We start from the raw sequence: 24,124 nt of genomic DNA, 5'->3' as shown, positions 1-24,124 counted from the left end.
TCATGAAAGGCAGTCTCATGACGCGTTTGGCTAGATTTTTTCCTTAAACATGTCATGAAAGGCAGTCTCATGACGCGTTTGGCTGGATTTTTTCCTTAAACATGTCATGAAAGGCAGTCTCATGACGCGTTTGGCTAGATTTTTTTTAAAAACACGTCATGAAAGGCAGTCTCATGACGCGTTTAGATGGATTTTTTCCTTAAACATGTCATGAAAGGCAGCCTTATGACGATGTTTGATTGGTTTTTATCTCAAACACGTCATGAAAGGTAGCTTCATAGCCCGTTTAATTGTTATTGTTGTGAAAGCGTATTTTCATACCATCATTAATTGAATGCAAATCACCAGACCTGTCGAAAGTTCCTTTACAGTACGAGAGTACTATATTTTGTACTCTTATTTTTTTTGGTTAAAATTGTGAAAAAGATGTAGAAATATGCTATATTAGCAATAGATAACAACAAACTAGTAGAGTGCTAGCAGGATGCTAATATACGATTGGAGTGTTATGTTTTGGAACATAATGAAAGGATTCAATTAAATGTGAGAATTTCAAAAGAAACCTCGGAAAAACTTGATGAGATTGTACAGTACTACCAACAAGGATTAAAACTGGGGAGAATTTATAAAGGAGATGTTTTAACAGATATAATTGAAAAATCTTTTGATCTAATGAACAAACAGATAAAAATGAACAGAAGATATTAAGGTACAGGCTGAGAATAATCTCAGCCTATTTACTTTTTAGGGTTGCATGAAAACATAAAATAATTTAGAATTTTTAGAAAAGGGTACGAATTACCATATTTGAAATTGTGTAATAGTAATTATCGCATACTAACCGGTTAGTATTGTGGCGTTTACTATATTCCAATCTTTGTAAGCGTGTTCAAATATGTTGATTGCAATACTCCAAGAAGGGAAGTATCCATTATGAGATTACTAGGAAAAACGGCGATTGTCACAGGCGGCGGCAGCGGCATTGGCCGGGCTACGGCTATCCGCTTTGCCAGTGAAGGAGCGGCCGTAACGGTTGCAGATGTTAACTCTATATCAGGTGAAGAAACTGTCAGCTTAATTAAAAAAGCTGGCGGAAAAGCGATTTTTGTCAAAACAGATGTGGCGGATTCACATCAGGTTAAAGCATTAATCGACAATACCGTGACTACTTTTGGCGGCTTAAATATCATGTTCAATAACGCAGGGATTGGAAATTCTGAGGTGAGAAGTGTCGAATTAACGGAAGAGGAATGGGATCAGGTTATTGATATTAATTTAAAAGGGGTATTTCTTGGAATTAAATACGCTGTTCCCGAGTTAATCAAGGCAGGGGGAGGGGCAATTATTAGTACCTCGAGCTTATTAGGGCTAAAGGGACAAAAGTATATGTCCGCTTATAATGCTTCGAAAGCTGGCGTTGTTGTATTAACCCAAAATGCTGCGCTTGAATATGGGAAATACAATATTCGCGTCAATGCCATTGCTCCTGGAGTCATTGATACGAAAATCATTGAGGGCTGGAGGCAAAACGAACGCAAATGGCCAATCATTTCAAAGGCCAATGCGCTTAGAAGAATCGGGACACCTGACGAGGTGGCCAATGCAGTCCTTTTCTTGGCTTCGGATGAAGCGTCGTTCGTAACCGGAGCAACCCTGTCGGTGGATGGCGGCGGCCTAACCTTTTAAAGATAGATAAATATAATCATATAAACTTTTGGAGGGAAACCCTGTATGACTGAAAAAGTATGGTTGGCTAAGTATCCTGAGAGGATTACAAAAGAAGTGGAAATACCGAATATTCCATTGCACCAAATCCTAAAGAACACGACAGAAAAATATCCTGATAATAATGCCTTATCTTTCTTTGGAAGAAAAATTACTTATCAGGAATTGTATAAGCTTTCACTGGCATTTACCTCCGCGCTGCAGCAAAACGGGATACAAAAGGGAGACCGTGTCGCCATGATGCTTCCAAACTGCCCGCAATATGTCATCGCCTATTACGGTATTCTCCGGGCAGGTGCTATTGTTACCCAGTTGAGCCCAATGCTTGTTGAACGGGAGCTTGAGTATATCCTGAAGGATTCAGGTGCAGAAACTCTCGTCGTATTTGATGCGCTTTATCCAAGGGCGAAAGCGGTTCAGGCTTTAACACAGGTGAAAAATGTGATTGTGGTCAGTCTGCAGCCTTCAGGCCAGGACTTTTCACCGGACCGGAGCTTTGAAAGCTTTCTTCAGGAAGGAAACGGAAATGTCGCTCCTGTCGAATTTGAACCGGAACACGATGTAGCTGTATTACAATATACCGGCGGCACAACTGGACGTTCTAAAGGTGCGATGTTGACTCATCGAAATATTTTGGCGAACGTACTCCAATCATATGAATTTTTTAATGGTGAGTTCGAAATTGGCAAGGAACGTACCTTGACAGTCATCCCATTATTCCATGTTTTTGGAATGACCTCAGGGATGAACCTTTCCATTTATACAGCTGCAGAAAACATACTGCTGCCTCGATTTGATTTGGAGGAAGTATTAAATACAATAAAAACCGAACAGCCAACCACTTTTCCAGGGGTCCCGACCATGTATGTGGCATTGACCAATCATCCGCGTGCAGAGGAATACGGGCTGGATTCAATTCGTACCTGCAACAGCGGCAGTGCTCCTATGCCTGTTGAACTGATGCGTGAGTTTGAAAGAAAAACAGGAGCGAAAATTTTGGAGGGTTATGGTTTATCCGAGGCTTCTCCAACTACCCATTGCAATCCGCCGTTTGCTGACAGGAAACCTGGCAGCGTGGGAATTGGTATGCCGTCTACTGAATATAAGATTGTTGATCTGGCTACTGGAACAAAGGAACTTCCTGCCGGTGAACTGGGAGAGGTCATTATTAAAGGGCCGCAGATTATGAAGGGGTATTGGAACATGCCGGATGAGACAGCCAATACGTTAAGAGATGGCTGGTTATATACCGGAGATATTGCCAAGGTTGACGAAGAAGGTTATTTATATATTGTTGACCGAAAAAAAGATATGATTATCGCCAGCGGCTTTAATGTTTACCCTCGTGATGTGGAAGAAGTATTATATGAGCATCCATCCATTCAGGAAGCAGTTGTGGTCGGGGTACCAGACCCTTATCGCGGTGAGGATATAAAGGCCGTCATCGTTTTAAAAGCAGGAAAAACTGCAACAGCAGAAGAGATTACCAAATATTGCAGAGAAAATATGTCAGCCTATAAAGTGCCTCGCATTGTCGAGTTTCGCAATGAATTGCCAAAGACAGGTGTAGGTAAAATTCTTCGCCGTGCACTTAGAGAAGAAGCAGTAAAAAAATAGTCTAGGATTAATGTACCTTAAAGTTTCACTGATTTAGCGATAAAGGAGCGAAAAAAGTATGGTATAATTTCGATTAGACAATTTTCAGAATGCGAGGATATCAAGGTGAAAGAGAAAATAACAGGACAAAGCATACGCTTATTCGAAAAAAAGGGATTCAGTGAGACATCCATTCAGGATATTGTTGATTCTCTTGGCGTAACTAAAGGCACCTTCTATTATTATTTTTCAAGTAAAGAAGAGCTATTGATGGATATCCATCTTGGCTATATTGAAGGCTTGCTTGTCCTACAGGAGACAATTTTAAAAGATCAGACCAAATCGTGTAAGGAAAAACTATTTGAAATTGTATACATGCTGCTATCTGATATTAAAGCACGCGGGTCTGCAGCTAAAATATTTTTCCGTGAAATGAAAAATCTAAGTCCAGAGCACTTTTCGATGATCGACCCGAAACGTGACCAATTCCGTTATAATGTTGAAGGATTGATTAAGGCAGGTATGGAGAATGGCGAATTTCGCCCGGATCTAAACCCCTCCATCATCACTTTTGGGATATTAGGAATTACGAATTGGAGTTATCAGTGGTTTAACCCAAATGGAAATGTATCCGATCGTGAAGTAGCGGAGATTTTTGTCGAAATGATTTTGCAGGGAATTCAACTTGGATGAAGAAAAGTAAAAAGGGGGAATTTTTTGGAAAATCCCCCTCTCTTTAAAAAAACACATACCAACCGGTTAGTATTAATTATGCAAATTCTATTCTTTTTGGACATAAAAACAATAGGGTTTGCATTATTTTTAAAAGAAGCTAGACTTAAAAGTCTGAATTTTTAGAATTAGAGAGGAGGAGAGCAGACATGCCTCATCAAATGAGTAAGGATACTATTCCTGTTCGAAAAGGGGAAGAGCTGAACCTGACTGTTTTGGAAAAGTTCTTGCGGGAAAGAATCGACAATTTACCAAGTGGCTCGTTGGAAATATTACAATTTTCCGCCGGGCACTCGAATTTAACCTATCAATTAAGAATGGGAGATTGGGAGGCAGTGTTACGACGTCCTCCACTAGGGCCGGTTGCACCAAAAGCCCATGACATGGAACGGGAATTCAAGATTTTGGCGGAGCTTAATCCCATCTTCCCTGCTGCTCCGAAGCCATTTTTGTTTTCCGATAATCTGGAGATTGTCGGCAGCCCATTTTTTATCATGGAAAGAAAACATGGTGTCGTCCTCGACACTACCTTTCCGGCAGGGGTGCAAGTAACACCTAAACTTTGCAGGCAAATATCGGAAATTATGGTCGATAAACTGGCAGAACTTCATGCCATCGATTATAAAGAAACACGATTGACGCAATTGAGTAAGCCGGAAGGGTTTATTGAAAGACAGGTTCATGGCTGGATTGGCCGCTATAATCGCGCAAAAACGGACGAAATTCCCGAAGTCGAAGCCTTGATGGAATGGCTGATTGAGCATTATCCGAAACATTCAGAAGCAGCGGTCATTCATTATGACTTTAAGCTGAATAATGCAATGTTGAATGAGGACTATACCGAGATGGTTGGGTTGTTTGATTGGGAGATGACAACCGTTGGTGATCCGCTTGCAGACCTTGGGGCTGCATTAAGTTACTGGAATTTGCCGGATGATTCAGAGATGTTAAAAAAGGGATTGGGCAAGGACCCGGTTACAGCGGTATATGAAGGGTTTTTTACACGTAAGGAATTCATTGAACGGTATGCGAAAAAAAGCGGCAGGGATGTTTCGAATTTGCATTTTTATTTAACCTTTGCCTATTTCAAGCTGGCCGTTATATGTCAGCAAATCTATTACCGTTACAAAAAGGGGCAAACGAATGATCAAAGGTTTGCCAATTTAAACCACTTTGTAAATGGCTTGATTAAACACGCAACCATCGTGGCACACGATAAGGTATAACCAAGAATTGGCTGCAGATTCTTTTATATGTGGGGTGATAGGGATGAGGTTTCAGCAAACCATTGCATTAATAACTGGTGCTGGAAGCGGGATTGGCAGAGCTGCTGCGATCAAGCTTGCCAGTGAAGGTGCAAAAGTCATACTAGTGGGCAGAACAAAACGAAAGCTGGAGGAGACTGCGGCGGAAATTAATCGAAAAAGCAAGATTCCGATGGCGGAAATATTCGTTGCCGACTGTACGGATGCAGAGGATGTCGGGGAATTGGCTGAGTATGTTGAGCAGCATTACGGTGACCTCCATGTACTCGTGAACAATGCGGGTGGTTCCAGGCACAATAACATTTTGGAAATGTCTGAGGACGATTGGGATTACATTCAAAATGTCAACCTGAAAAGTGTTTTCTTAGTGTCACAGGCCTTAGGGAAAATCATGATTGCGGGTGCGGAACGCGAGGAGCATAATCGCGCAATTGTGAATATCGCATCTCTTTCCGGGCATCAGGCCGGGGCAGAAATTCCGAGCTACAGTGCGTCAAAGGCTGCGGTCATCAATTTTACGAGATCGTTAGCGCTGGCATTTTCAAAATACGGAATTCGCGTGAACTCTGTATCTCCTGGATTCGTAGAAACACCGCTTACACAACAGGGGTTGCAAAATGAACGGTTCGTCCGGGCGATTCAAAGAAATACCGCGCTAGAGCGGGTAGGGACGCCTGAGGAAATTGCCAGTGTCATCGCATTTGCGGCATCACCTGAAGCCTCCTATATGACCGGTTCAGATTTACTGGTTGATGGCGGCTGGCTGATTAAATAAATTGAAAGATTGCTATTTTTAAGAAGAAGGGTGGAAATTATTTATGGCAAATGAACATTTATTGGTGGAAAAGCTAGGTCCGGTTTTATCGTTGACATTAAACCGTCCGGAAAGCCTGAATGCATTCAGTCCTGACATGATTTCGGGATTAAAGGAGGCGTTAAGCAGTGCGCAAAATGACGACGATATTCAAGTTATCGTATTATCAGGTGCAGGACGTTCTTTCAGCGCCGGTGGTGATGTAAAAGGAATGGGACAGGGCAAAGGGGTTCAGGTATATGAGCATATTGGCAAACTCAATGAATTAATTTTATTGATGAAGGAAATTGAAAAGCCGATTATTGCTGCTGTTCACGGATTTGCTGCCGGGGCCGGCTTTAATTTGGCGCTTGCCTGCGATTTAATTGTTGCTGCCGAAGATAGTAAATTTGCGCTGAGCTTTTCAAAAGTGGGCTTGGTTTCGGATGGCGGCGGCTCTTACTTCCTGCCACAACTAGTGGGGACGCATTTGGCAAAGCAGTTCCTATTCACCGCAGAGCCAATACCAGCAGAGCGTCTCTATCAATTAGGGGTTATTAATTACTTGGTTCCTCTAGAAAAACTTCAGGAAGAAACAACAAAGTTTGCTCTGCAGTTGGCTCAAGGGGCCGGCAAGGCTTATGGAATGCAGAAAAAACTAGTTGAAAAGGCACTGACCTCCAGTTTAGCGGAAATTCTTGAACAGGAGCGCTTGACTCAGGTGTTAATGGTAGATACAGAGGATCATAAAGAAGGAATTACTGCATTTAAGGAAAAGAGACAACCGGTATTTAAGGGAAAATAGGAGATGACATCTAATGAAAGCGGTACAATTCACAGAATATGGCGGACCAGATGTTCTAAGCGTAGTTGACATCGAAAAGCCTGTCCCAACAGGATTTGAAGTACTAATAGAAATTAAAGCAATCGGCGTTAATTATGCCGACACGGCAAGACGGGAGGGACAGTATGTGGTCCCGACGCCGCTTCCGTTTATTCCTGGCGCAGAGATTGCCGGAGTGGTTGTGGAAGTGGGTGAAAAGGTAAGTAATGTGACCCCTGGAACAAGGGTCGTTACGTTGATTGAATCCCGTGGTTACGCTGAATATGCACTAGCGGATTCTCGGGGCTTGATACTCCTCCCAGAACAATTGGATTATAAATACGCTGCCGCCTTGCCGCTGCAGGGATTAAGTGCCTATCATATTTTAAAAACGATGGGCCGGGTGGAAAAAGGCGAAAGCGTCCTTGTTCATGCTGCTGCAGGTGGAGTTGGAACAATTGCGGTTCAGCTCGCCAAGCTATTCGGAGCGGGAAAAGTGATTGCTACGGCTAGTTCACCTGATAAGTTGGAGCTGGCCAGGCAAATGGGGGCAGATGTTTTAATCAATTATACTGAACCCAATTGGGAACAGCAGGTACTGGAAGCGACAGGTGGAAGAGGGGTTAATGTTGCCCTTGAAATGGCCGGGGGAGAGATTTTTCAGAAGACCTTAAAATGCCTTGCGACGTTTGGCAGATTGGTTATTTTTGGAGTAGCTAGCGGTGAGCAGCCGAGACTGTATCCTTCTACTTTAATGGCAAGAAATCAATCGGTGATTGGCTTCTTCCTGCCACAAATTATGCGGAAACCAGTATTGCTGCAGCCAAGCATGGTGGAACTGCTATCCTGGCTTGGTAATGGCCAGCTTAAGCTAACCATAGGCGGAGTGTTCCCGCTTGAAGAAGCGGCGAAGGTACATACTTTGCTGCAGAACCGGAAAACGCAAGGAAAATTAATTTTAGAACCGTAAACACTGAGCACCAAGTGGATTATTCTCTATAAAAGTATAAAAATTTTGAAAGGGTGAACCAAGCAATGAAAACAGTTGAAACAGTAACAGGTCCTATTACAGTAGAACAGTTAGGAAAGACACTCATTCATGAACACTTTATTTTTGGGTACCCAGGATTCCAAGGGGATGTCACACTTGGCGCTTTTAATGAGGAGGAGGCATTGGAGCAGGCCATCGGCATTGCTAGGCAGTGGCAAAGCTACGGTGTCCAGACTGTTGTTGACCCAACGCCAAATGAGTGCGGCAGGGATCCGTTATTTTTGAAAAAAATATCTGAAGCTACCGGTCTGCAAATCATTTGTGCCACTGGCTATTATTATGAAGGTGAAGGAGCACCACCTTATTATAAGTTCAGGCAGGGGCTGGGCACTGCTGAAGAAGATATCTATCAAATGTTTAAAACTGAAATTACTGAAGGAATTGCCGGAACAGGAATTAAACCTGGCATTATTAAACTCGCGTCCAGCAAGGATCAAATTACTGAATACGAGCAGATGTTCTTCCGGGCCGCAGCAAGGGTCCAACAGGAAACCGGCATTGTTATTTTAACTCATACACAGGAAGGGACAATGGGACCGGAACAAGCGAAATTGCTGATTGAGCTTGGTGCTGACCCAAGCAAAATCATCATCGGCCATATGTGCGGCAACACTAATCCTGAATACCACAAGGAAGTGTTGGAGCAAGGTGTCAGGATTGGCTTTGACCGTTTTGGTATTCAGATTCTCGTTGGAGCACCGTTTGATCATGAACGTGTTGCAACCCTATTGTCATTAGTACAACAGGGCTATGAGGACCAAATCTTACTTGCCCATGACTTGGTCAATATTTGGCTTGGCCGTCCGCCGGTTATGAATGAGCAGGTGACCCAGATCATGGAAAACTGGCATCCCACTAATATCTTTGAAAATATTTTGCCGGCACTGAGAGAAAAGGGAGTAACCGAAACCCAAATCGATAAAATGCTCGGCAGCAACGCCGTCGGCTTATTTGCCGGGGAACCTGCGAAAGTAAAATAGATTTGTTAAAAGAGGTCTTGAAGACCTAAAATTGTCGAGAAAAAATTTTTTCTCGACAATTTTCCATTTTATTAGAATTACCGTTTTATTAATAATTGCACCTGCAAATTGGCCTGTTGATTTCCGCTCCAGGTGCTTCGCTTTCCGCGGGCGGTTCGGGGAGCCTCCTCGGCGCTGAAGCGCCTGCGGGGTCTCCCCTGTCCCGTACTCCCGCAGGAGTCTTCGCACCTTCCGCTCCAATCAACAGGAGATTGTAACCTAAAGAGTTGCAACACACCTTTCCAGTCTGAATAGGTGTGTTGCAAACTTTTTCATCTTCTGGCAAGCTGCGGTTGAAGAGCCTGCTAGCTTGCTTTTTTAATTCCCCGTAACCGCCAGTAGCGAAGCCCGTTCAACTCTTTTCTATGAGCGAAGCTTCGCTGAATTTTTTTCTATCAATTTATAAGCAATTTACTCTTACCCTTCCTTGAACTCTTGCCGTACATTTCGTGTTACAACTTTTACCTTGTTTTTTTTACATGTGCATTTGGTTAGGAGTGGACAGTTCTCACGTGAGCATAAAAAAAGGGAATCAGATGACGGACGTTATCACCACTATAAAAGAGGTCGTGCTTTTTCAATAGGAAAAAGATCAACCAACATATGTATCAACTAAACGAAGAAGGTAATAATCCGGAACTATATACATCAATAGAAACACAATCTACTTTTTGGCTTAAAAGTAAATCTTACCAATTATTTAATTTAATAATTTGTTGAGCTTCTCGTCTTAATTTTATAACACCTGTTGATTTGTGCGGAAGGCACGAAGACTCCTGCGGGAGTACGGGGCAGGGTGAGACCCCACAGGCGCTTGCGCCGAGGAGGCTCACCGGCACGCCCGCGGAAAGCGAAGTGCCTGGAGCGCAAATCAACAGACATGTCGAATAGTCTACTCTTTTTCTATGAATATTAACAAATCATGAATAAACTATTAATTAATCAAGAAGATTGGGCTTGTTAGTTTGCCTTGAGCCGAAATTTGATTACACTATTAGTAGGATGTTCTATATAGCAGGAGTTGATATATTGTGAAAATATTGGTGATTGAAGATAATAAAAGTGTTTGTCAAATGATTGAAATGTTTTTTGCCAAGGAAGGTATACAAGGTGAGTTCGTCCATGACGGCCTGGAAGGGTATAACCGCATAATAGCTGGCAAATGGGATGCCTTAATTGTGGATTGGATGCTGCCCGGAATGGATGGAGTCAACATTTGCCGGAAAGTCCGGGAAGAAAAAATCAACGTCCCCATCATTATGTTAACAGCCAAGGATAGTGAATCCGACCAGGTTCTTGGACTTGAGATGGGCGCAGATGACTATGTAACCAAGCCGTTTAGCCCGCTAACGCTAATGGCCCGGATTAAAGCGGTAACAAGGCGGTTCCAAACCCAGGTTCCGAAAGAACAGGAGGGCGTCGTCCATTCGGAGCATTTTCAAGTGAATAAAACGACAAGGGAGGTTGTCGTGGATGGACAGCCAATTACGAATTTGACACCGAAGGAATTCGATTTGCTTTACTTTATGGTCGAGCATCCCCGCCAAGTTTTCTCAAGGGAACAATTGCTCGAACGGGTTTGGGGTTATCAGTTTTACGGTGATGAACGGACGGTCGACGTTCACATCAAGCGGCTGCGAAAAAAGGTCGAAACATCCTCACAGCCGTTCTTCCATACTGTTTGGGGAGTAGGATACAAGTTCGATGACACAGCCAAAGCAGATTAAGTTTCGTTATTTTTTTCAACAATTTATTAGTCATATAAGTGTCATTATCGTTGCATTTTTATTATTAAGTCTGATATTCGCCCATTATGTGGAAAACCTGGTTTACCAAAACAAAGCGGAAGAATTAATCGACTTTGGGGAAGCGATTATTGCCAATATGCATGAAAATCCACTTACGACGGACCAGATTTTAAAACAATACAGTTCCGTGTTAGGTGCAAGAAAGATGAGCTTCAGTATGTTTGACCGCAACGGAAAAATATATTTGGTAGGAAAAAAGGGACCGGTCCTTGAAGGGTTAAATGACAAGCAATGGAGTCAACTTAAAAACGGCAAGACGGTTATAGTCAATAGTGATTATAAAGCCTTTGACCAGGATGGGGTCACCTTCGTTGTCCTTCCATATCTTGATCAAGGCAAGTTTTATGGCGGGGTGTTATTAACTTCTCCAATAAGCGGCTCCGTAGAAATGATAAAACAAATTAATAAGTTCTTACTATATACAATTTTAATTGCCTTGGCCGTCTCCTTCTTTCAAAGTACTTTACTGTCAAGAATTCATGTCCATCGGATTAAGCGGCTTCGTGAAGCCACTTCCCTAGTGTCAGCGGGAAATTATGATGTAAAGGTGAATTCCTCCAATTTTGATGAAATTGGCGAACTGGCAAATGACTTTAATCATATGGTCGACAAAATTAATAAGTCAATGGAGGAAATTGAAAGCTTGGAAAACCGAAGACGGCAGTTTATGGCCGATGTTTCCCATGAAATGCGCACACCGTTAACCACCATAAGCGGAGTGATCGAGGGATTGAAGAATAACATGATTTCTGAGGAGGATAAGGAACGCGGCATTAACCTCGTCAGTCAGGAGGCAAGAAGGCTGATTCGCTTGGTCAATGAAAATCTAGACTATGAAAAAATTCGCTCCAATCAAATCCAGTTATTCAAAGAGGAAATTCAAGTCTCGGAAGTGTTGGAAATTATTCAAGAGCAATTATCTTTGCTGGCCGAGGAAAAACAGAATCAAATTATCGTGGAGGCACCAGAAGAGCTGCATGTTCAGGCAGATTATGACCGTATTGTGCAAATCTTAATTAATATTACGAAAAATAGTATTCAATTTACAAGTGATGGTACGATTTGGCTGCGGGGCAGGGAAGAGAAGGATGGAGTCATAATAGAGGTCGAAGATACAGGAATTGGAATTGATTCTGCCGAGGTTGAAAAAATTTGGCGCCGCTTTTATAAGGCTGACATTTCACGAACCAGCAATCCTTATGGAGAATTTGGACTTGGACTTTCAATAGTAAAACAGCTGGTACTGCTTCACAACGGTGAAATTAATGTGTTTAGTGAAAAGGGAAAAGGAACGAAATTTGTCATCCGATTTCCAAAATAGTGTAGCTGCAGGGGGTGCCTGCAGCTATTTTTTATATTGTAGAATTTTTCATGTTTCTTTTCAAAAGTCGTTAAAGTTTGTTAATAATTTCTTAAGATTTTTCAGGTAGAGTATAGACAAGATTAGAAATTAAGTATTTAAAGGAGCGCGATTAACATGGAGTTTCGCGAAAATGATGAGTTGAATGTTGAAGTAGAGTCACTTAAACAGGAATTCAGGCAATTGGAGCAGAGGAGAAGGCCCAGAAAACAATTTGTAAAAGGATTTGCTTCGATGGTTGCCGCAGGGGTAATAGGATCGGCATTGACTCTAGGGGTTCTGCCGCATACAGATTATTTGGAGAAATTATACCCAAATGAGGTACAAAGCAGTTCTGGGCAGAGCGGAAGCACCAGAAATGCGGTAAAGCCGGTAACAGCGAAAACTACAGCTGTTTCTTCTGGTTCGATTGCAGATACTGTAGAGCAAATATCAAAGGCAATAGTCGGGATTGTCAACTATCAGCAGCAAAACGATAATTTCTATCGATCTAATAATTCTTCCCAAGAATCGGTCGAAACCGGCACAGGTTCTGGGGTTATCTTTCAAAAAAATAATGATAGTGCTTATATTGTAACCAATAATCATGTTATTGAAGGGGCGACGAAGCTGGAGGTATCTTTGTATAACGGTGAAAAGACAACAGCTGCAGTGATTGGAACCGATGCTTTAACTGACTTGGCCGTTATAAAAATTGATGCCAAATATGTTACCGCAACAGCAGAATTTGGCGATTCATCGAAGCTTCGTCCAGGGGATCAGGTTTATGCAATTGGAAACCCGCTCGGACTTGACCTATCGCGGACGGTTACCCAAGGGATTGTCAGTGCGATAAACCGAAGCATTGCCGTTTCAACATCGGCAGGAGATTGGGAGACCAATGTCATTCAAACAGATGCAGCCATCAACCCCGGAAATAGCGGCGGTGCTTTAATTAATCCTGCAGGTCAGGTGATTGGCATCAACAGCCTAAAAATTTCGGACAGCGGTGTTGAAGGACTTGGATTTGCGATTCCGAGCAATGATTTTATTCCAATTGTAAATCAATTGATTAAAAATGGAAAAATTGAACGTCCATATTTGGGCGTAGGTTTGGCTGACCTTAACCAAGTGTCAGAAATGTATTGGCAAGGTATCCCGGCTAATATCACAAAAGGTGTTATGGTTATGAATATCGATCCACATTCTGCTGCTGCAAGTGCCGGTTTGCACGTTAAAGATATTATTGTTTCGATGAATGAAACCGAAATTGCCAATTCATCGGATCTTAGAAAATATTTATATACAAAAGCAAAAACTGGTGAGGTACTAAAACTAGGTGTTTACCGAAACGGTGAAACAATCACCTTAAATGTAAAGTTAACAGAAAATAATAATGTCAATTAAGAGGTAAAATAATCCCAAGATTGATTTGGGGTGAATATGATGAATAGGGTTGGTAAATATGCAGCCAGTGCAGGGACAGATGATTTAACCCTAATGAGTATGGTGTTGGAGCTGCCGGAAAAAGATAAAATGTTAATGTGGTCCCAAGGCTATATTGATGTAGTGGTCGAGAAATTGCCGATTTACGCACGGGATATACTACAAACGCGCATCAATAAATGGGAAGATACGCTGGCATATTACCGGCATCAGTTAGAAGAAATTGTGGCAGAAAAGGAATTTAAGAAAATATTAATGGGCGGGCGGAAAGAGTTCGCCCTTTTTGTCAATGAGCATTATCATGAGTTTAAATCATTGCTGTTTCTTATTTATGACGGAAATCTAAAGGATGATGATTTGAGAAAGTTTATATACCGGCGCAGATTTAGCTCACAGAAAAAATATCTTCATTAAAAAAACAGAGCTATACGGTGGATCCTCCTTTTTCGTGGATCCTGTCCCCAACATGGTATAACCAGCCATTGGTAGCAAGATATAAGGCGCATTGTTTCTATGAGCCATCTGCTGAAGAATGTGAAAATGTATATTCAACGTTTTAATTCCGGGAGCCGAATAATCGGTTCTTTTTTTGTTTGATATCCTTTCGAATGAAGTTCAGGTTCCTCTCATATTGTTGTATTACAAGGAAATTGGACAAGGGATGGTTAAATGTTGAAAAAACTGGCAGTGATTGGCTTCGGAAGTACTATGATTGGGATTGGAATCAATGGGTTTATTCTCCCGTTTCATTTAATTAATGGAGGTTTCTTTGGCATTAGTTTATTGTTTAATTATTTATGGGGACTAAAGGCGGGAATCACGTTTATTTTCTTGAACATACCTGTCTATCTGTTTGCCTCCAGGACCAATCCTTCTTACTTTTTCAACGGTTTGTTCGGTGCTTTGATTACAGGGGTCATGCTTGATTTGTGGCTGCCCTTAAATGGTGAGATTCATTTACCGATTATGAGCAGCGTCATTTTGGGAGCGGTAATCATTGGGATTGGAGCAGGCGTCATGTTAAAGAATCATATTAGCCCGGGAGGCATGGATTTACTTGCTCTTATGGTGGCAAAATGGTCGGGAGTTAATGTGGGGATAGTTGCTTTATTGATGGATGCGGTAATCATCATCACCGGATTGCTGCTGCTTCAAGACCCAAAGTTATTTTATTCCTTATTAATTGTATCCATTATTGGACTCTTGGTAAGTACCATTACTTCCATGAAGGACGGCGGGGGAATCTCAAGTTAAGCCACTGTTTTCACGATTTTTTCACTTTTTTTTCAGAAAAGCTTGCTATGATAGTAGTAGCAGGGACTTTTTGGAAAGGGGTGATAATGGTGAATATTTTACTGGCTGAAGATGATGTCCGGCTCGGTAAACTGATGACTCACTTACTAAAAAATGAATTTCATCAGGTAGATTGGGTTAAAAATGGTATCGATGCCTATGATTATGCCCGCCTCACTCAATACGATATCATCATCTTGGACTGGATGCTGCCGGGAGAGAGCGGGTTAGAGATTTGTAAACGGCTCCGCGAAAAAGGGATTGAAAGTGGGGTCCTATTTGTGACCGCGAAGGATGCCAATCATGATGTCATTACAGGATTAGATGCAGGGGCAGATGACTATATTGTCAAACCCTTTGAATTTGATCAACTATTGGCGAGAATCCGTGCGATTAGCCGTAGAAAAGGAAAACCGCTCCAAGATAACATCATTTCTATCCAAGACCTCACCCTTGATTTAAACACCCATGAATTGCATCGAGGCGGTTCGATTATTGAATTGACGAAGAAAGAGTATCAGTTTCTTGAGCTTTTGATGCGCAATTCCAATCAAATTATGACAAGAGAAATCTTATTTGAAAAATTATGGGGCTATGAATGTGAGGTATCAGATAACGCTCTTGACGCATTAGTAAAATTAGTTCGAAAAAAAATTGATCTACCCGGACAGCAGTCGTTTATTCAAAATGTCCGTGGTATTGGCTATAAAGTGAGAACCAGCTATGTTTAACAAAGTAAAAACAAGGCTGACTGTAGTCTACACGTTGTCATTGGTCTGCTTGTTAATCTCATTTATTGGCTTGCTTTATGTGCTTATTTCACATGAAATAAACACAAAAGAGGTGGAGGAATTAAAGGCTTATTTTAGTAAAGAAAAACATGATTTTATGGAAGACCTTTATGAAAATGACGAACACGAGTTGGAATATGATCCAAATCGCACCGTTTTTTATTATGTTTACAATATTAACGGCCAACTGGTTTATGGAGAGGAGACTAAGCGATCGCTTTATCAGAGGCTTGAAAAATATACTATCTTATCAAAACAGGAAGAGATAAAAAGATTGGAATTCGGAAAAGAACATCTATTGATCATGAATGTACCTTTGGACAATCTTGGATTCGTTGTTTTAGGAATGGATATTACGACAGAAAAACATTTAATACAAAGAATTACCATGATATTAATTGCCCTTACAGTGTTTTTTAGCGGCATTTTTGCCTTATTAGGTTATTATTTTGCAGGACAGGCCATCAAACCAATAAAACTTGCCTTCGATAAGCAGGAAAAATTTGTTTCCGATGCCTCGCATGAATTACGAACGCCATTAAGCATTTTCTATAGTTCAGTCGATTTGTTAAAGCGTGAAGAGGAGGAGAATTTAAGCCCGTTTGGCAAAGAGGTCTTGGAAGATGTTAAAACGGAAGCACATTTAATGAAAAAACTGGTAGAGGATTTATTATTTTTGGCAAGAAGTGATAAAAACTATCTTAACTTGGATTTAAAAAAGGTCAACCTGTCGGAGCTATCCGTTTCCATCTGTAATAGATTTTCCCGATTTCAGACTAATAAGATAAGATTTATTGAAAATATTCAGCCGGGAGTATATTTAACATGCGATGAAGTCAGAGTACAGCAATTATTTTATATCCTGCTCGATAATGCGTTCAGATACACAAAAGATGGGCATGTTACATTTACTTTGTCACAAGAGTCAACACAAATAAAGGTCATCATTGCAGATACAGGCTCCGGGATTGCTCCGGAAAAGCTTCCGTATATTTTTGACCGTTTTTACCGCGGGGATGAAACAAGAGAAAAAGGCGGTGCCGGTTTGGGTCTTGCGATTGCGCAGTCAATTGTCAAAGCCCATGGCGGGAAACTGTCAGTCAGCAGCAAGCTTGGTCAGGGCAGTGTATTTACGGTTATATTAACAGATTAACAATAAACGGCAGCATCAAGGCTGCCGTTTTATTTTTGTAACTTTCCTCATGGTACTGGAGCTTGCTGGGCTATTTTTGACTCTATATATCGAAGTACTCCAAGTACTAAAACGAGGGTTAAACCCACGGCATATATTGAAATTGCCCAAGGTTCGGAACTATCACTTCCAAGTAAAATACCATGGAGAATCATGAAAATCCAGGCTGGTATCACAGCCAAGTGCAGTTTTTTCCATTTTTTTATCCCCAATTTTTTAATAAAGAAATCCGACGAAACTATCACAAGCAGGAACAAGTAAAATGAAAGGGTTCCAATGCCTGAAAATACTGGTTCATTTTCTGCATAGAACGGAAGGAGCAATTGAGAGAGCGAGTATGGTACATAGTCATCCTGCCAGACTAACAAAATATGAAAGAAAATGATCAGCAGCCCATACCAGCCGCTTGTTTGATGAAGTGATACCCATTTTGCCTTTTTCCTTTTCATGACAGTAAACGACCCGATTAACCCTAATGAAAGGGAAAGCGTCATAAAGTAAAACGCCAAAAAACCTGAGGTTCTAATCAATGTCCAATTGGAAAGGTATTCGCTCATACTACACCTCCTTCGGAGATATGGTTTTACCATACTCATCGATTAATAGGGTGGAATAGTTTGGATTGATTGTTCTTAACATAGATGCTAATCGCTGTCCATCTTCCATAAAGCAGAGTTTTGCCATAACTTCAGCATCAAGACAGTTATCGGTCACGACAGTGGCTTGGATAAAACTTGTATTGACTGGCTGTCCGGTTTTTCCATCCAAAAGATGATGCTTCTTCTTATTCCCCTGAACCCAACTGCGATAGACAATGTTTGAAGTGGCAATACTGCCATTTTTCATACGGTAGTGGGCGATTTCCTGTTCAGTGTCATACGGATGCGCAACGCCAATTTTCCAAGTTTTTCTGCCGTCTGACCAAACTGTGATGTCACCACCCCCATCAACGATGCCGGCTTTTGCCCCGCCGATATTCTTTAACCAGTTAACTGCTGCTTGGACGGCATAGCCCTTGCCAATCCCACCGAGATCGAGTTGACCTGGTGCCATTCTTTCAACTGTTGATGAGGTCTTATTGAAATGAAACGGGCAGGTTTCTTGGTCGGTCACTGATGGGAGTTCCCCATGTACAAGATTAACAGTTTGGAAGGGAAAAGAAGCTGCATAGCCGTGAAACTGCAACTGCGACAATAAATATGGTGAAAAGAATCCGCCTGACTTTTGCCGATAGTACTCTGCGTGCTTCAGGACGTCTATCAGCGGAGGTGCGACTGTCATTTTCTCTCCGATTTTTAGCGAATTCATTCGTCCTAATTCATTATCTGTACGAAACCGAGACCATTCATTTGCCACATAGTGCAGCCATCCGTTCATTACATCCTTCCAGTTTTTTAACTGACAGTCATTTACAGATATATAAAAGGTGGTGTTCATGATATTGACTGTTAAACTGTCGAATTCTTTAGCTTCTTTTTGTTTGCCGGTCACTATTCTCCACTCCTGTAACCCCAGTGCCAATTACTCCAAAACTGGTCCAGTCAAGCTGTACGTATTCCTGCTCTTGTTTACTCATTGATTTAGTGGGATTTGAAATCATGGTTTGGGTTTCATTTATTGGCTGACTGGCCCCTGCTTGGCCGATGACGAAGGCAGATAAGGCTGTTCCGGTTAAGCCAATCAGCCATTTGGATTTTTTCGAGCTTGCCATATTAACCATCCTCCATTTAAATTTCCTGTAATTCAAAAGCTTTTGTTTCCTCATTCCAAGACACTCGATAACCTAAGGCATTAGCACCAACCGAAATTGGGATATACACGGAATTTTCATATGCTAGTGCCTGCAGCGGCATTGGTGTCTTGACCTTATTTTCGTAAGCTGCATTTGAACCAGCGCGGACAATCAATTCCCTATTACCCTTTGTTAAAACACAAATTTTACTTTGTGGATAAAATATGGACTGGGACCCAACTGTTTTGGCAATTTCCTCACAAGAAACCAAAAGCTGCCCATCTTGCGGAATCACGTAAATGCTACTTTCTGTGTTATTTTCAAACAGCAGCACCTCGGAAGGGACATTAATTGGCAGTGGCTGGCCCGGATTATTGCGGGCTTCTCTAGACCATATATTCCAAAACTCTGTTTGAGGGGAAATTGGTACCTGGTAATCCTGATTCCCCACCCAGTCATCCTCCTCATCGTCATCATCGTGGTCCTTTTGATGATATTCATAGTTTCCATGATCATCATCGTCGTCATCGCCGGCAAACACGGGAGTACCAACAGTAATTAACATGACCAAGGCTGTAAAAATGACAAGCCATTTACTTCGTTGTTTCATTCCTTATAATCCTCCTTTAATGCTTCTTGTAAAGAAGTTTAGCCCGCTACTCTGAAAAGAAACTGAAAAGGTTATGATAAAATAATAAAAAAATATTTGCAGATTGGAGCGTACCATGAATCTTGTCCGTGACATTATTAAAGATAAATTAACTATTTTATTTGTCGGCTTTAATCCAAGTATTCGTTCGAGTGAAACGGGGCATCATTTTGCCAATCCAAACAATCGCTTCTGGCGAATTCTTTTTGAAGCAGGGCTGACACCACGGAAGTTTGCAGCTGTGGAGGATGATCTTCTACTAGAATTGGGGTACGGAATTACTAATATAGTCGCACGGCCTACAAAGGCGGCGGATGAAATCACCAAGGAAGAATACCGGCAAGGAAGGGAGATTTTATTACAGAAGATCTCCACCATAAAACCAAAAGTTGTTTGCTATGTTGGTAAAGGAGTATACTTGCAATTCAGCGGCAAAAAGGAAGCACCATGGGGAGTACAAGATGAGGGTGTTGTCACTGGAACGATAGATTTTGTTGCGCCATCGTCAAGCGGGTTAGTCAGGATGAGGCTTGAGGACATGGTTGAAATTTACCGGGGGCTGGCGAAATTGACACCATAATAAAAACATCGACGGTCGCGGAAACCATCGATGAAGTATGAGTTAAGAGCTAAATTTTTTGTGGTAGTGCGATAATGCCAAAAGAGGGAAGATATAGCGGTAGCTATGGTAGTGGATATAAAAAGCTCCTCCCATTCCTTGACCCTCTTGATAGTCAGTGGTCCAGTCTTCTTGTTCGAGAGAGGTCAATAAGTAGGATATGCCCTTGTGGATTTCTGCTGTTGGCTTTTCGGATACCGTAAGCAAAGCATCGAGTGCCCAGGCAGTATGGGTTGGTGTGCTGGCCCCGAGCGGAACGTATTGCTTTCTCGTATCACTGTGACACGATTCTCCCCACCCGCCATCCTGGTTTTGGATACTGCGTAACCACTGCACTCCTTTTTGGATACTTGCGTCTTCCCGTGGGATTCCGACTGCTGAGAGGCCGGTAATAGCGGCCCAGGTCCCGTACGTATAGCAAATCCCCCAGCGGCCATACCAGGAACCGTCCCTTCTTTGATCCCTTATAAGCCACTGCACTGCTTTTTTTATCGCAGTGTGATGGTTTGGCAGATTGGTATAGTTTCCGAAAAACTCCAGTGTTCTGCCAGTAAGGTCGGCACATGACGGATCCATCAGCAAGAATTCTCCTTTTTCTAGCGGAAGGATTTCGAGCAGTTTTGTCTCGGTCTCTCTTTCAAATGCCGGCCACCCGCCGTCATTATTTTGCATCGAGAACGCCCAGTTGGTTCCTCGTTCCCAGGCGGCATCCTCGGGAGGAACGTTTTTTGCAATGGCTCTTAACGAGGCGGTGGTGTCATCGACATCCGGTAAAATGGTGTTGACGTTGGAAAATCCCCAGCCTCCAGGAAGGGTATTAGGATTATGAATGACCCAGTCTCCAAACTTCTCATGCTGCCTTTTCAGCAAATAACGATTGGCATTTTCAATCATAGGATCCTCACTGGGAATACCTGCTGTTTGCAGAGCATAGCTAATTAATGAAGTATTCCACACATTGGCTGTCGTGTATTGCATATGTGGCAAGCCATTGATTTCACATCTCATCGACTTTATTCCATCGACGGCCTTTACAATGATAGGATCATTTTTTTTATGGCCCAACGAGAGCAGAGCAAAAATCATTAAAAATGTAGTGCTGTAATAGCTTAAAAAGGTTCCATCAGGTTCAATCCGATTCAGCATATATTTTTCTGCCCGCCCAATTGCCAGCTTCCGCAGTTCATCAGGAATGCCGATTAAACTTTTGACTCCGTCTTCAATGAAAGAAAATATTGAGCGCCATTCAGCGGATCTTACCCATTGATCATTCTCATCACGATGGAGATTTAAATCAGATAGGTTGGGAGTTTGCTTTGTTACGATCGAAAACTTTTTCGCTGCAAGAATCATAATCGGAGTTAAATTTGCTCTCCCGAAAACGGAAAAGGAGTAGAAATTAAACGGAAAGTTGTTTGGCAACAGGATGACCTCAACGGGCAACGGTGAAAACGAGGGCCATTTATATTGTCCGGTAAGGGAGAGCATGATTTTTGTATACGTACTGACCTCCTTTAAGCCGCCCTTAGCAACAATAAACTTTTTCGCCGATTTCAGACGAGGGTCGTCTTTTGAATAAAACCCCGAAAACAAAAGGGCGTAATAGGCTTCCAAGGTTGCGGAAATATTTCCTTCGCCCTCGTCATAGAACAGTTTCCAAGACCCGTTTTTCTCTTGCTTGCGTAAAATTCTTTTACAAAGTCCTTCAATTAATTCCTCATCATTTATCTCTAGAGTCCTTAATAAAATAATCATATAAGCATCTGTAGAAATACCTGTGTCAAATGGGTAAGCCCAAGAGCCGTCGGAAGATTGATCTGTTCTAAGCCGCTCAATTAACCAATCAATTCCTTGTCTTGTATCCATTTACGCTTTCGCTCCTCTCAGAAAACTTTCCTAGGCTATACATATTCCCATTGTTTGAGTACCATTCGTAAGGGAGGGAATCTGCCATTTTTTTTGTAAGGAACAGGAAACAGACACCGCTTGGTCAAATCCGCGATGAATTGAAACGAAAACTTAAAGGCACTGGTATCTCCAGCCGCCAACCCACACTTTCCGATAAAAAGCTACTGCAAAAAATCCGATTATTAACAGAAGAACATAATCTGAATAATGTCACTCGAACAAAGGCCTATCTGGATTTTTACCTGCGGTATCCTGAAATTCATTGGGCGTTTTTAGGCCATATGGTGTCACGTAACGGCGGCTACAATATGACGGATTTAAAAGGGGAGTTTCTTGCCAGGCTAATGTCCAAAAAGGACCAGCAAACGTTTTTCGCATTTTTAGAACGAGGCAATTGGCTGATATTTCAAGATGTTTATCCGCAATTTCTTCTATATGAGGAGAGTCTGAAACAGAATAAACCGTTGTTTTATTTATTGTCTCATGTTAATGTATCCACTTTTATGGAGACGATTTGGCATCATTTTTGGAGAAATCGTGACCCTTATATTCTCTGTATGGCGATGGTGGTCAATGAACAAAGTTATCTAGAACAAAGGGTTGTCCAAAATCAATTTTATCAGAAAAAAGTATTGAACAAGCTTGAATTTGTGCTGCAGGATTTGCTTTCTTTTAATCACATTCTGTTTCCTTTTGGCAAGGAAGGTTTAAGAGGTCAGACCCTGCATCATTTTGAATCATTGCATGAACGAATTTTACTTGGAAGGAGGTTATATTTTGTCCTGTTAAACAATAAGGATTTTCTAAGTCAAGTTGTTGCCTGGGCCAAAGAGCATCCTCATACAGGCTCAAGAAAGGATTACTGGCCCCATTTATTTAATGATGTGAATCAAGGGACACCCGGTTTTTCCTATCCGCTTCGTTTAAAAGCATGCAAACTGCGTAAAGGAGCAAGGAAATTTTATAGTCCGAAGCTTGAACATACTTGGAAGAATGTAGATCAGCCAGAGGCGGAACGTGGAGATTGGTTTCATGATCTGAAAGTTGTGGAATATTTGGTTGAAATAATCGAAAATGTAGATGGAGAGATTACTAATGAATATTGTAAAACACTTGAACGACTCGAGGTTGCCGCCCTTGCGAAAAAAACAATTAACTTTGTGGAATAAGCGTTATTTCGCCTGTGCTTTGTTGGCCGTAATTTTGGGGACATTTCTTGATCATTATTTTGTTTCGAAGGGTATCTATGAATTCCCAATCAGGCCGATGCCTGAGGTCGTCTCCTTCAATATTGGGTTTACTTGTATTGTACTGCCGGTTTTCGTTGTCTCGATTTTGCATTTGATTGTACAGGTTAATAAATGGGGAAGAGTAGGAATAATCCTGTTCGTCAGCCTGCTGATGCCGATTTTTGAGAAATTTGCCGAAGAACTCGGGCTTTTTCGGCATTCTGAACAGTGGCAGCATATTTATACGTTTTTTGGTTATTTGCTATTCTGGACGGTGATTTATGGCTTTTATCGCTTTCTTGAAAAATGGGGGCTTAAATGAAGAAAAGCCGAGACATATTTGTCCCGGCTTTTTGTCATGTCAACGAGAATTGACACCACGTACCCCTTCCGTCCGTACAGTGGTTAAGTGTCCCGCAACAAGCGAATGTTCGGAAGGGGTAAGTATAGTGTAACACGAGGACAGTAGAAATATAAATGGGCAAATGTGCCAGACTTTCTTTTCTGTTTTGAAAAGTGTATGATAAAGATGATTTTTTACATAAGGAGTGTTAGAAATGGCTAAAAAAGGATACATAGTAATGGAAAACGGCGAAAAAATCGAGTTTGATTTATTCCCGAACGAAGCACCAGGGACTGTAGAGAACTTTGAAAAATTGGCAAACTCAGGATTCTACGATGGGGTTGTTTTCCACCGTGTTATTCCTGGATTCGTTTCACAAGGCGGAGATCCGACTGGAACAGGAATGGGCGGACCAGGTTATACAATCAAGTGTGAGACAGCAGGAAACCCACATAAACATGTTCCTGGGTCACTTTCCATGGCACATGCAGGCAGAGATACTGGCGGAAGCCAATTCTTCATCGTCCATGAATCCCAGCCTCATTTAAATGGTGTTCACACTGTTTTTGGCCAAGTAACATCTGGTTTAGAAACTGCCAAAAACATGAGAAATGGTGACAAGATGGTTGAAGTAAAGGTATTTGATGTAGAATAATACACGTTAGAGGGCTGATTAGGCTCTCTTTTTTTATGGAATTTTATCCTTGTATTAGCTAGTGAAACATAGGGAGAAAATACCTTCAATAAGAAACTCGGAGGTATTTTATGAAC

Annotated in this window: 25 protein-coding genes and 1 pseudogene; 21 read left to right on the top strand and 5 right to left on the bottom strand. The window is 41.7% G+C overall.

Annotated elements, in window-relative coordinates; all coding sequences use genetic code 11:
- Window positions 1–513 precede the first annotated feature (513 nt).
- The 17 genes and pseudogenes from ACZ43M_RS17665 to ACZ43M_RS17585 all read left to right on the top strand — a co-directional run bounded on the left by ACZ43M_RS17665 (window position 514) and on the right by ACZ43M_RS17585 (window position 16,834).
- Window positions 514–708: a hypothetical protein gene (locus ACZ43M_RS17665; protein WP_464503841.1), complete on the top strand. Its 195-nt coding sequence runs from the start codon at window positions 514–516 to the stop codon at window positions 706–708.
- A 225-nt stretch (window positions 709–933) separates the two neighbouring features.
- Entirely contained in the window at window positions 934–1,686 is a 753-nt protein-coding gene (locus ACZ43M_RS17660) for an SDR family NAD(P)-dependent oxidoreductase (RefSeq protein ID WP_464503840.1), read from the top strand.
- Window positions 1,687–1,731: 45 nt separating this feature from the next.
- A complete protein-coding gene (locus tag ACZ43M_RS17655) occupies window positions 1,732–3,342 on the top strand; it encodes a long-chain-fatty-acid--CoA ligase (protein WP_464503839.1) in 1,611 nt (536 codons plus the stop codon).
- Between the two features lie 105 nt (window positions 3,343–3,447).
- Window positions 3,448–4,014, top strand: a complete 567-nt coding sequence (locus ACZ43M_RS17650; protein WP_464503838.1) for a TetR/AcrR family transcriptional regulator — start codon at window positions 3,448–3,450, stop codon at window positions 4,012–4,014.
- Between the two features lie 188 nt (window positions 4,015–4,202).
- Window positions 4,203–5,279 carry a phosphotransferase family protein gene (locus tag ACZ43M_RS17645; protein ID WP_464503837.1) on the top strand — a complete coding sequence of 359 codons (1,077 nt, stop codon included), beginning with the start codon at window positions 4,203–4,205 and terminating at the stop codon, window positions 5,277–5,279.
- A 43-nt stretch (window positions 5,280–5,322) separates the two neighbouring features.
- The gene (locus ACZ43M_RS17640) at window positions 5,323–6,093 is read left to right on the top strand and encodes an SDR family NAD(P)-dependent oxidoreductase (protein WP_464503836.1); all 771 of its coding nucleotides are present in this window, start codon (window positions 5,323–5,325) and stop codon (window positions 6,091–6,093) included.
- Window positions 6,094–6,136: 43 nt separating this feature from the next.
- Window positions 6,137–6,916, top strand: a complete 780-nt coding sequence (locus ACZ43M_RS17635) for an enoyl-CoA hydratase/isomerase family protein (RefSeq protein WP_464503835.1) — start codon at window positions 6,137–6,139, stop codon at window positions 6,914–6,916.
- A gap of 13 nt (window positions 6,917–6,929) precedes the next feature.
- The gene (locus ACZ43M_RS17630) at window positions 6,930–7,904 is read left to right on the top strand and encodes a quinone oxidoreductase family protein (RefSeq protein WP_464503834.1); all 975 of its coding nucleotides are present in this window, start codon (window positions 6,930–6,932) and stop codon (window positions 7,902–7,904) included.
- 65 nt (window positions 7,905–7,969) lie between these two features.
- Window positions 7,970–8,965, top strand: a complete 996-nt coding sequence (locus tag ACZ43M_RS17625) for a phosphotriesterase family protein (protein WP_464503833.1) — start codon at window positions 7,970–7,972, stop codon at window positions 8,963–8,965.
- A gap of 1,070 nt (window positions 8,966–10,035) precedes the next feature.
- On the top strand, window positions 10,036–10,731 hold the full coding sequence (locus ACZ43M_RS17620) for a winged helix-turn-helix domain-containing protein (protein WP_464503832.1): 696 nt from the start codon (window positions 10,036–10,038) through the stop codon (window positions 10,729–10,731).
- Window positions 10,709–12,133 carry an ATP-binding protein gene (locus ACZ43M_RS17615; protein WP_464503831.1) on the top strand — a complete coding sequence of 475 codons (1,425 nt, stop codon included), beginning with the start codon at window positions 10,709–10,711 and terminating at the stop codon, window positions 12,131–12,133. Before ACZ43M_RS17620 ends, ACZ43M_RS17615 begins: the two co-directional genes overlap by 23 nt.
- Window positions 12,134–12,289: 156 nt before the next feature.
- A complete protein-coding gene (locus ACZ43M_RS17610; RefSeq protein WP_464503830.1) occupies window positions 12,290–13,558 on the top strand; it encodes a S1C family serine protease in 1,269 nt (422 codons plus the stop codon).
- A 36-nt stretch (window positions 13,559–13,594) separates the two neighbouring features.
- Window positions 13,595–14,011 (top strand): hypothetical protein, encoded by a 417-nt coding sequence (locus ACZ43M_RS17605; protein ID WP_464503829.1) that lies wholly within the window; start codon window positions 13,595–13,597, stop codon window positions 14,009–14,011.
- A gap of 47 nt (window positions 14,012–14,058) precedes the next feature.
- Window positions 14,059–14,157: pseudogene (locus ACZ43M_RS17600) on the top strand (cell wall hydrolase); the annotation flags it as partial.
- Between the two features lie 109 nt (window positions 14,158–14,266).
- Complete coding sequence (locus ACZ43M_RS17595; protein WP_464503828.1) at window positions 14,267–14,851, top strand: YitT family protein; 585 nt, start codon at window positions 14,267–14,269, stop codon at window positions 14,849–14,851.
- An 86-nt stretch (window positions 14,852–14,937) separates the two neighbouring features.
- A complete protein-coding gene (locus ACZ43M_RS17590) occupies window positions 14,938–15,621 on the top strand; it encodes a response regulator transcription factor (RefSeq protein WP_464503827.1) in 684 nt (227 codons plus the stop codon).
- A complete protein-coding gene (locus ACZ43M_RS17585) occupies window positions 15,614–16,834 on the top strand; it encodes a sensor histidine kinase (protein WP_464503826.1) in 1,221 nt (406 codons plus the stop codon). The genes ACZ43M_RS17590 and ACZ43M_RS17585 overlap by 8 nt, the downstream gene beginning before the upstream one ends.
- Before the next feature lie 47 nt (window positions 16,835–16,881).
- On the opposite strand, the gene ACZ43M_RS17580 is transcribed toward ACZ43M_RS17585, so the two are convergent.
- From ACZ43M_RS17580 to ACZ43M_RS17565, 4 genes are read right to left on the bottom strand one after another with little or no spacing between them, the layout of a single operon-like run.
- Window positions 16,882–17,430 carry a ferric reductase-like transmembrane domain-containing protein gene (locus tag ACZ43M_RS17580; protein ID WP_464503825.1) on the bottom strand — a complete coding sequence of 183 codons (549 nt, stop codon included), beginning with the start codon at window positions 17,428–17,430 and terminating at the stop codon, window positions 16,882–16,884.
- A 1-nt stretch (window position 17,431) separates the two neighbouring features.
- Entirely contained in the window at window positions 17,432–18,364 is a 933-nt protein-coding gene (locus tag ACZ43M_RS17575; RefSeq protein ID WP_464503824.1) for an FAD:protein FMN transferase, read from the bottom strand.
- Window positions 18,339–18,584, bottom strand: a complete 246-nt coding sequence (locus ACZ43M_RS17570; protein ID WP_464503823.1) for a hypothetical protein — start codon at window positions 18,582–18,584, stop codon at window positions 18,339–18,341. The genes ACZ43M_RS17575 and ACZ43M_RS17570 overlap by 26 nt, the downstream gene beginning before the upstream one ends.
- A gap of 16 nt (window positions 18,585–18,600) precedes the next feature.
- Complete coding sequence (locus ACZ43M_RS17565; RefSeq protein WP_464503822.1) at window positions 18,601–19,215, bottom strand: copper amine oxidase N-terminal domain-containing protein; 615 nt, start codon at window positions 19,213–19,215, stop codon at window positions 18,601–18,603.
- A gap of 115 nt (window positions 19,216–19,330) precedes the next feature.
- On the opposite strand from ACZ43M_RS17565, the gene ACZ43M_RS17560 reads away from it, so the two are divergent.
- Complete coding sequence (locus ACZ43M_RS17560; protein WP_464503821.1) at window positions 19,331–19,834, top strand: mismatch-specific DNA-glycosylase; 504 nt, start codon at window positions 19,331–19,333, stop codon at window positions 19,832–19,834.
- Between the two features lie 42 nt (window positions 19,835–19,876).
- Here ACZ43M_RS17560 and shc read toward each other — a convergent pair whose 3' ends face one another.
- On the bottom strand, window positions 19,877–21,739 hold the full coding sequence (gene shc / locus ACZ43M_RS17555) for a squalene--hopene cyclase (protein WP_464503820.1): 1,863 nt from the start codon (window positions 21,737–21,739) through the stop codon (window positions 19,877–19,879).
- Between the two features lie 140 nt (window positions 21,740–21,879).
- On the opposite strand from shc, the gene ACZ43M_RS17550 reads away from it, so the two are divergent.
- The 3 genes from ACZ43M_RS17550 (at window position 21,880) to ACZ43M_RS17540 (ending at window position 24,008) form a co-directional block, all read left to right on the top strand.
- On the top strand, window positions 21,880–22,950 hold the full coding sequence (locus tag ACZ43M_RS17550; protein WP_464503819.1) for a DUF2515 family protein: 1,071 nt from the start codon (window positions 21,880–21,882) through the stop codon (window positions 22,948–22,950).
- Window positions 22,919–23,332 (top strand): CBO0543 family protein, encoded by a 414-nt coding sequence (locus ACZ43M_RS17545; protein ID WP_464503818.1) that lies wholly within the window; start codon window positions 22,919–22,921, stop codon window positions 23,330–23,332. Before ACZ43M_RS17550 ends, ACZ43M_RS17545 begins: the two co-directional genes overlap by 32 nt.
- A gap of 235 nt (window positions 23,333–23,567) precedes the next feature.
- Complete coding sequence (locus ACZ43M_RS17540; protein ID WP_464503817.1) at window positions 23,568–24,008, top strand: peptidylprolyl isomerase; 441 nt, start codon at window positions 23,568–23,570, stop codon at window positions 24,006–24,008.
- Window positions 24,009–24,124 lie beyond the last annotated feature (116 nt).

Source organism: Neobacillus sp. B24, assembly GCF_055381825.1.
This window is presented reverse-complemented; position numbering and strand designations above follow the sequence as displayed.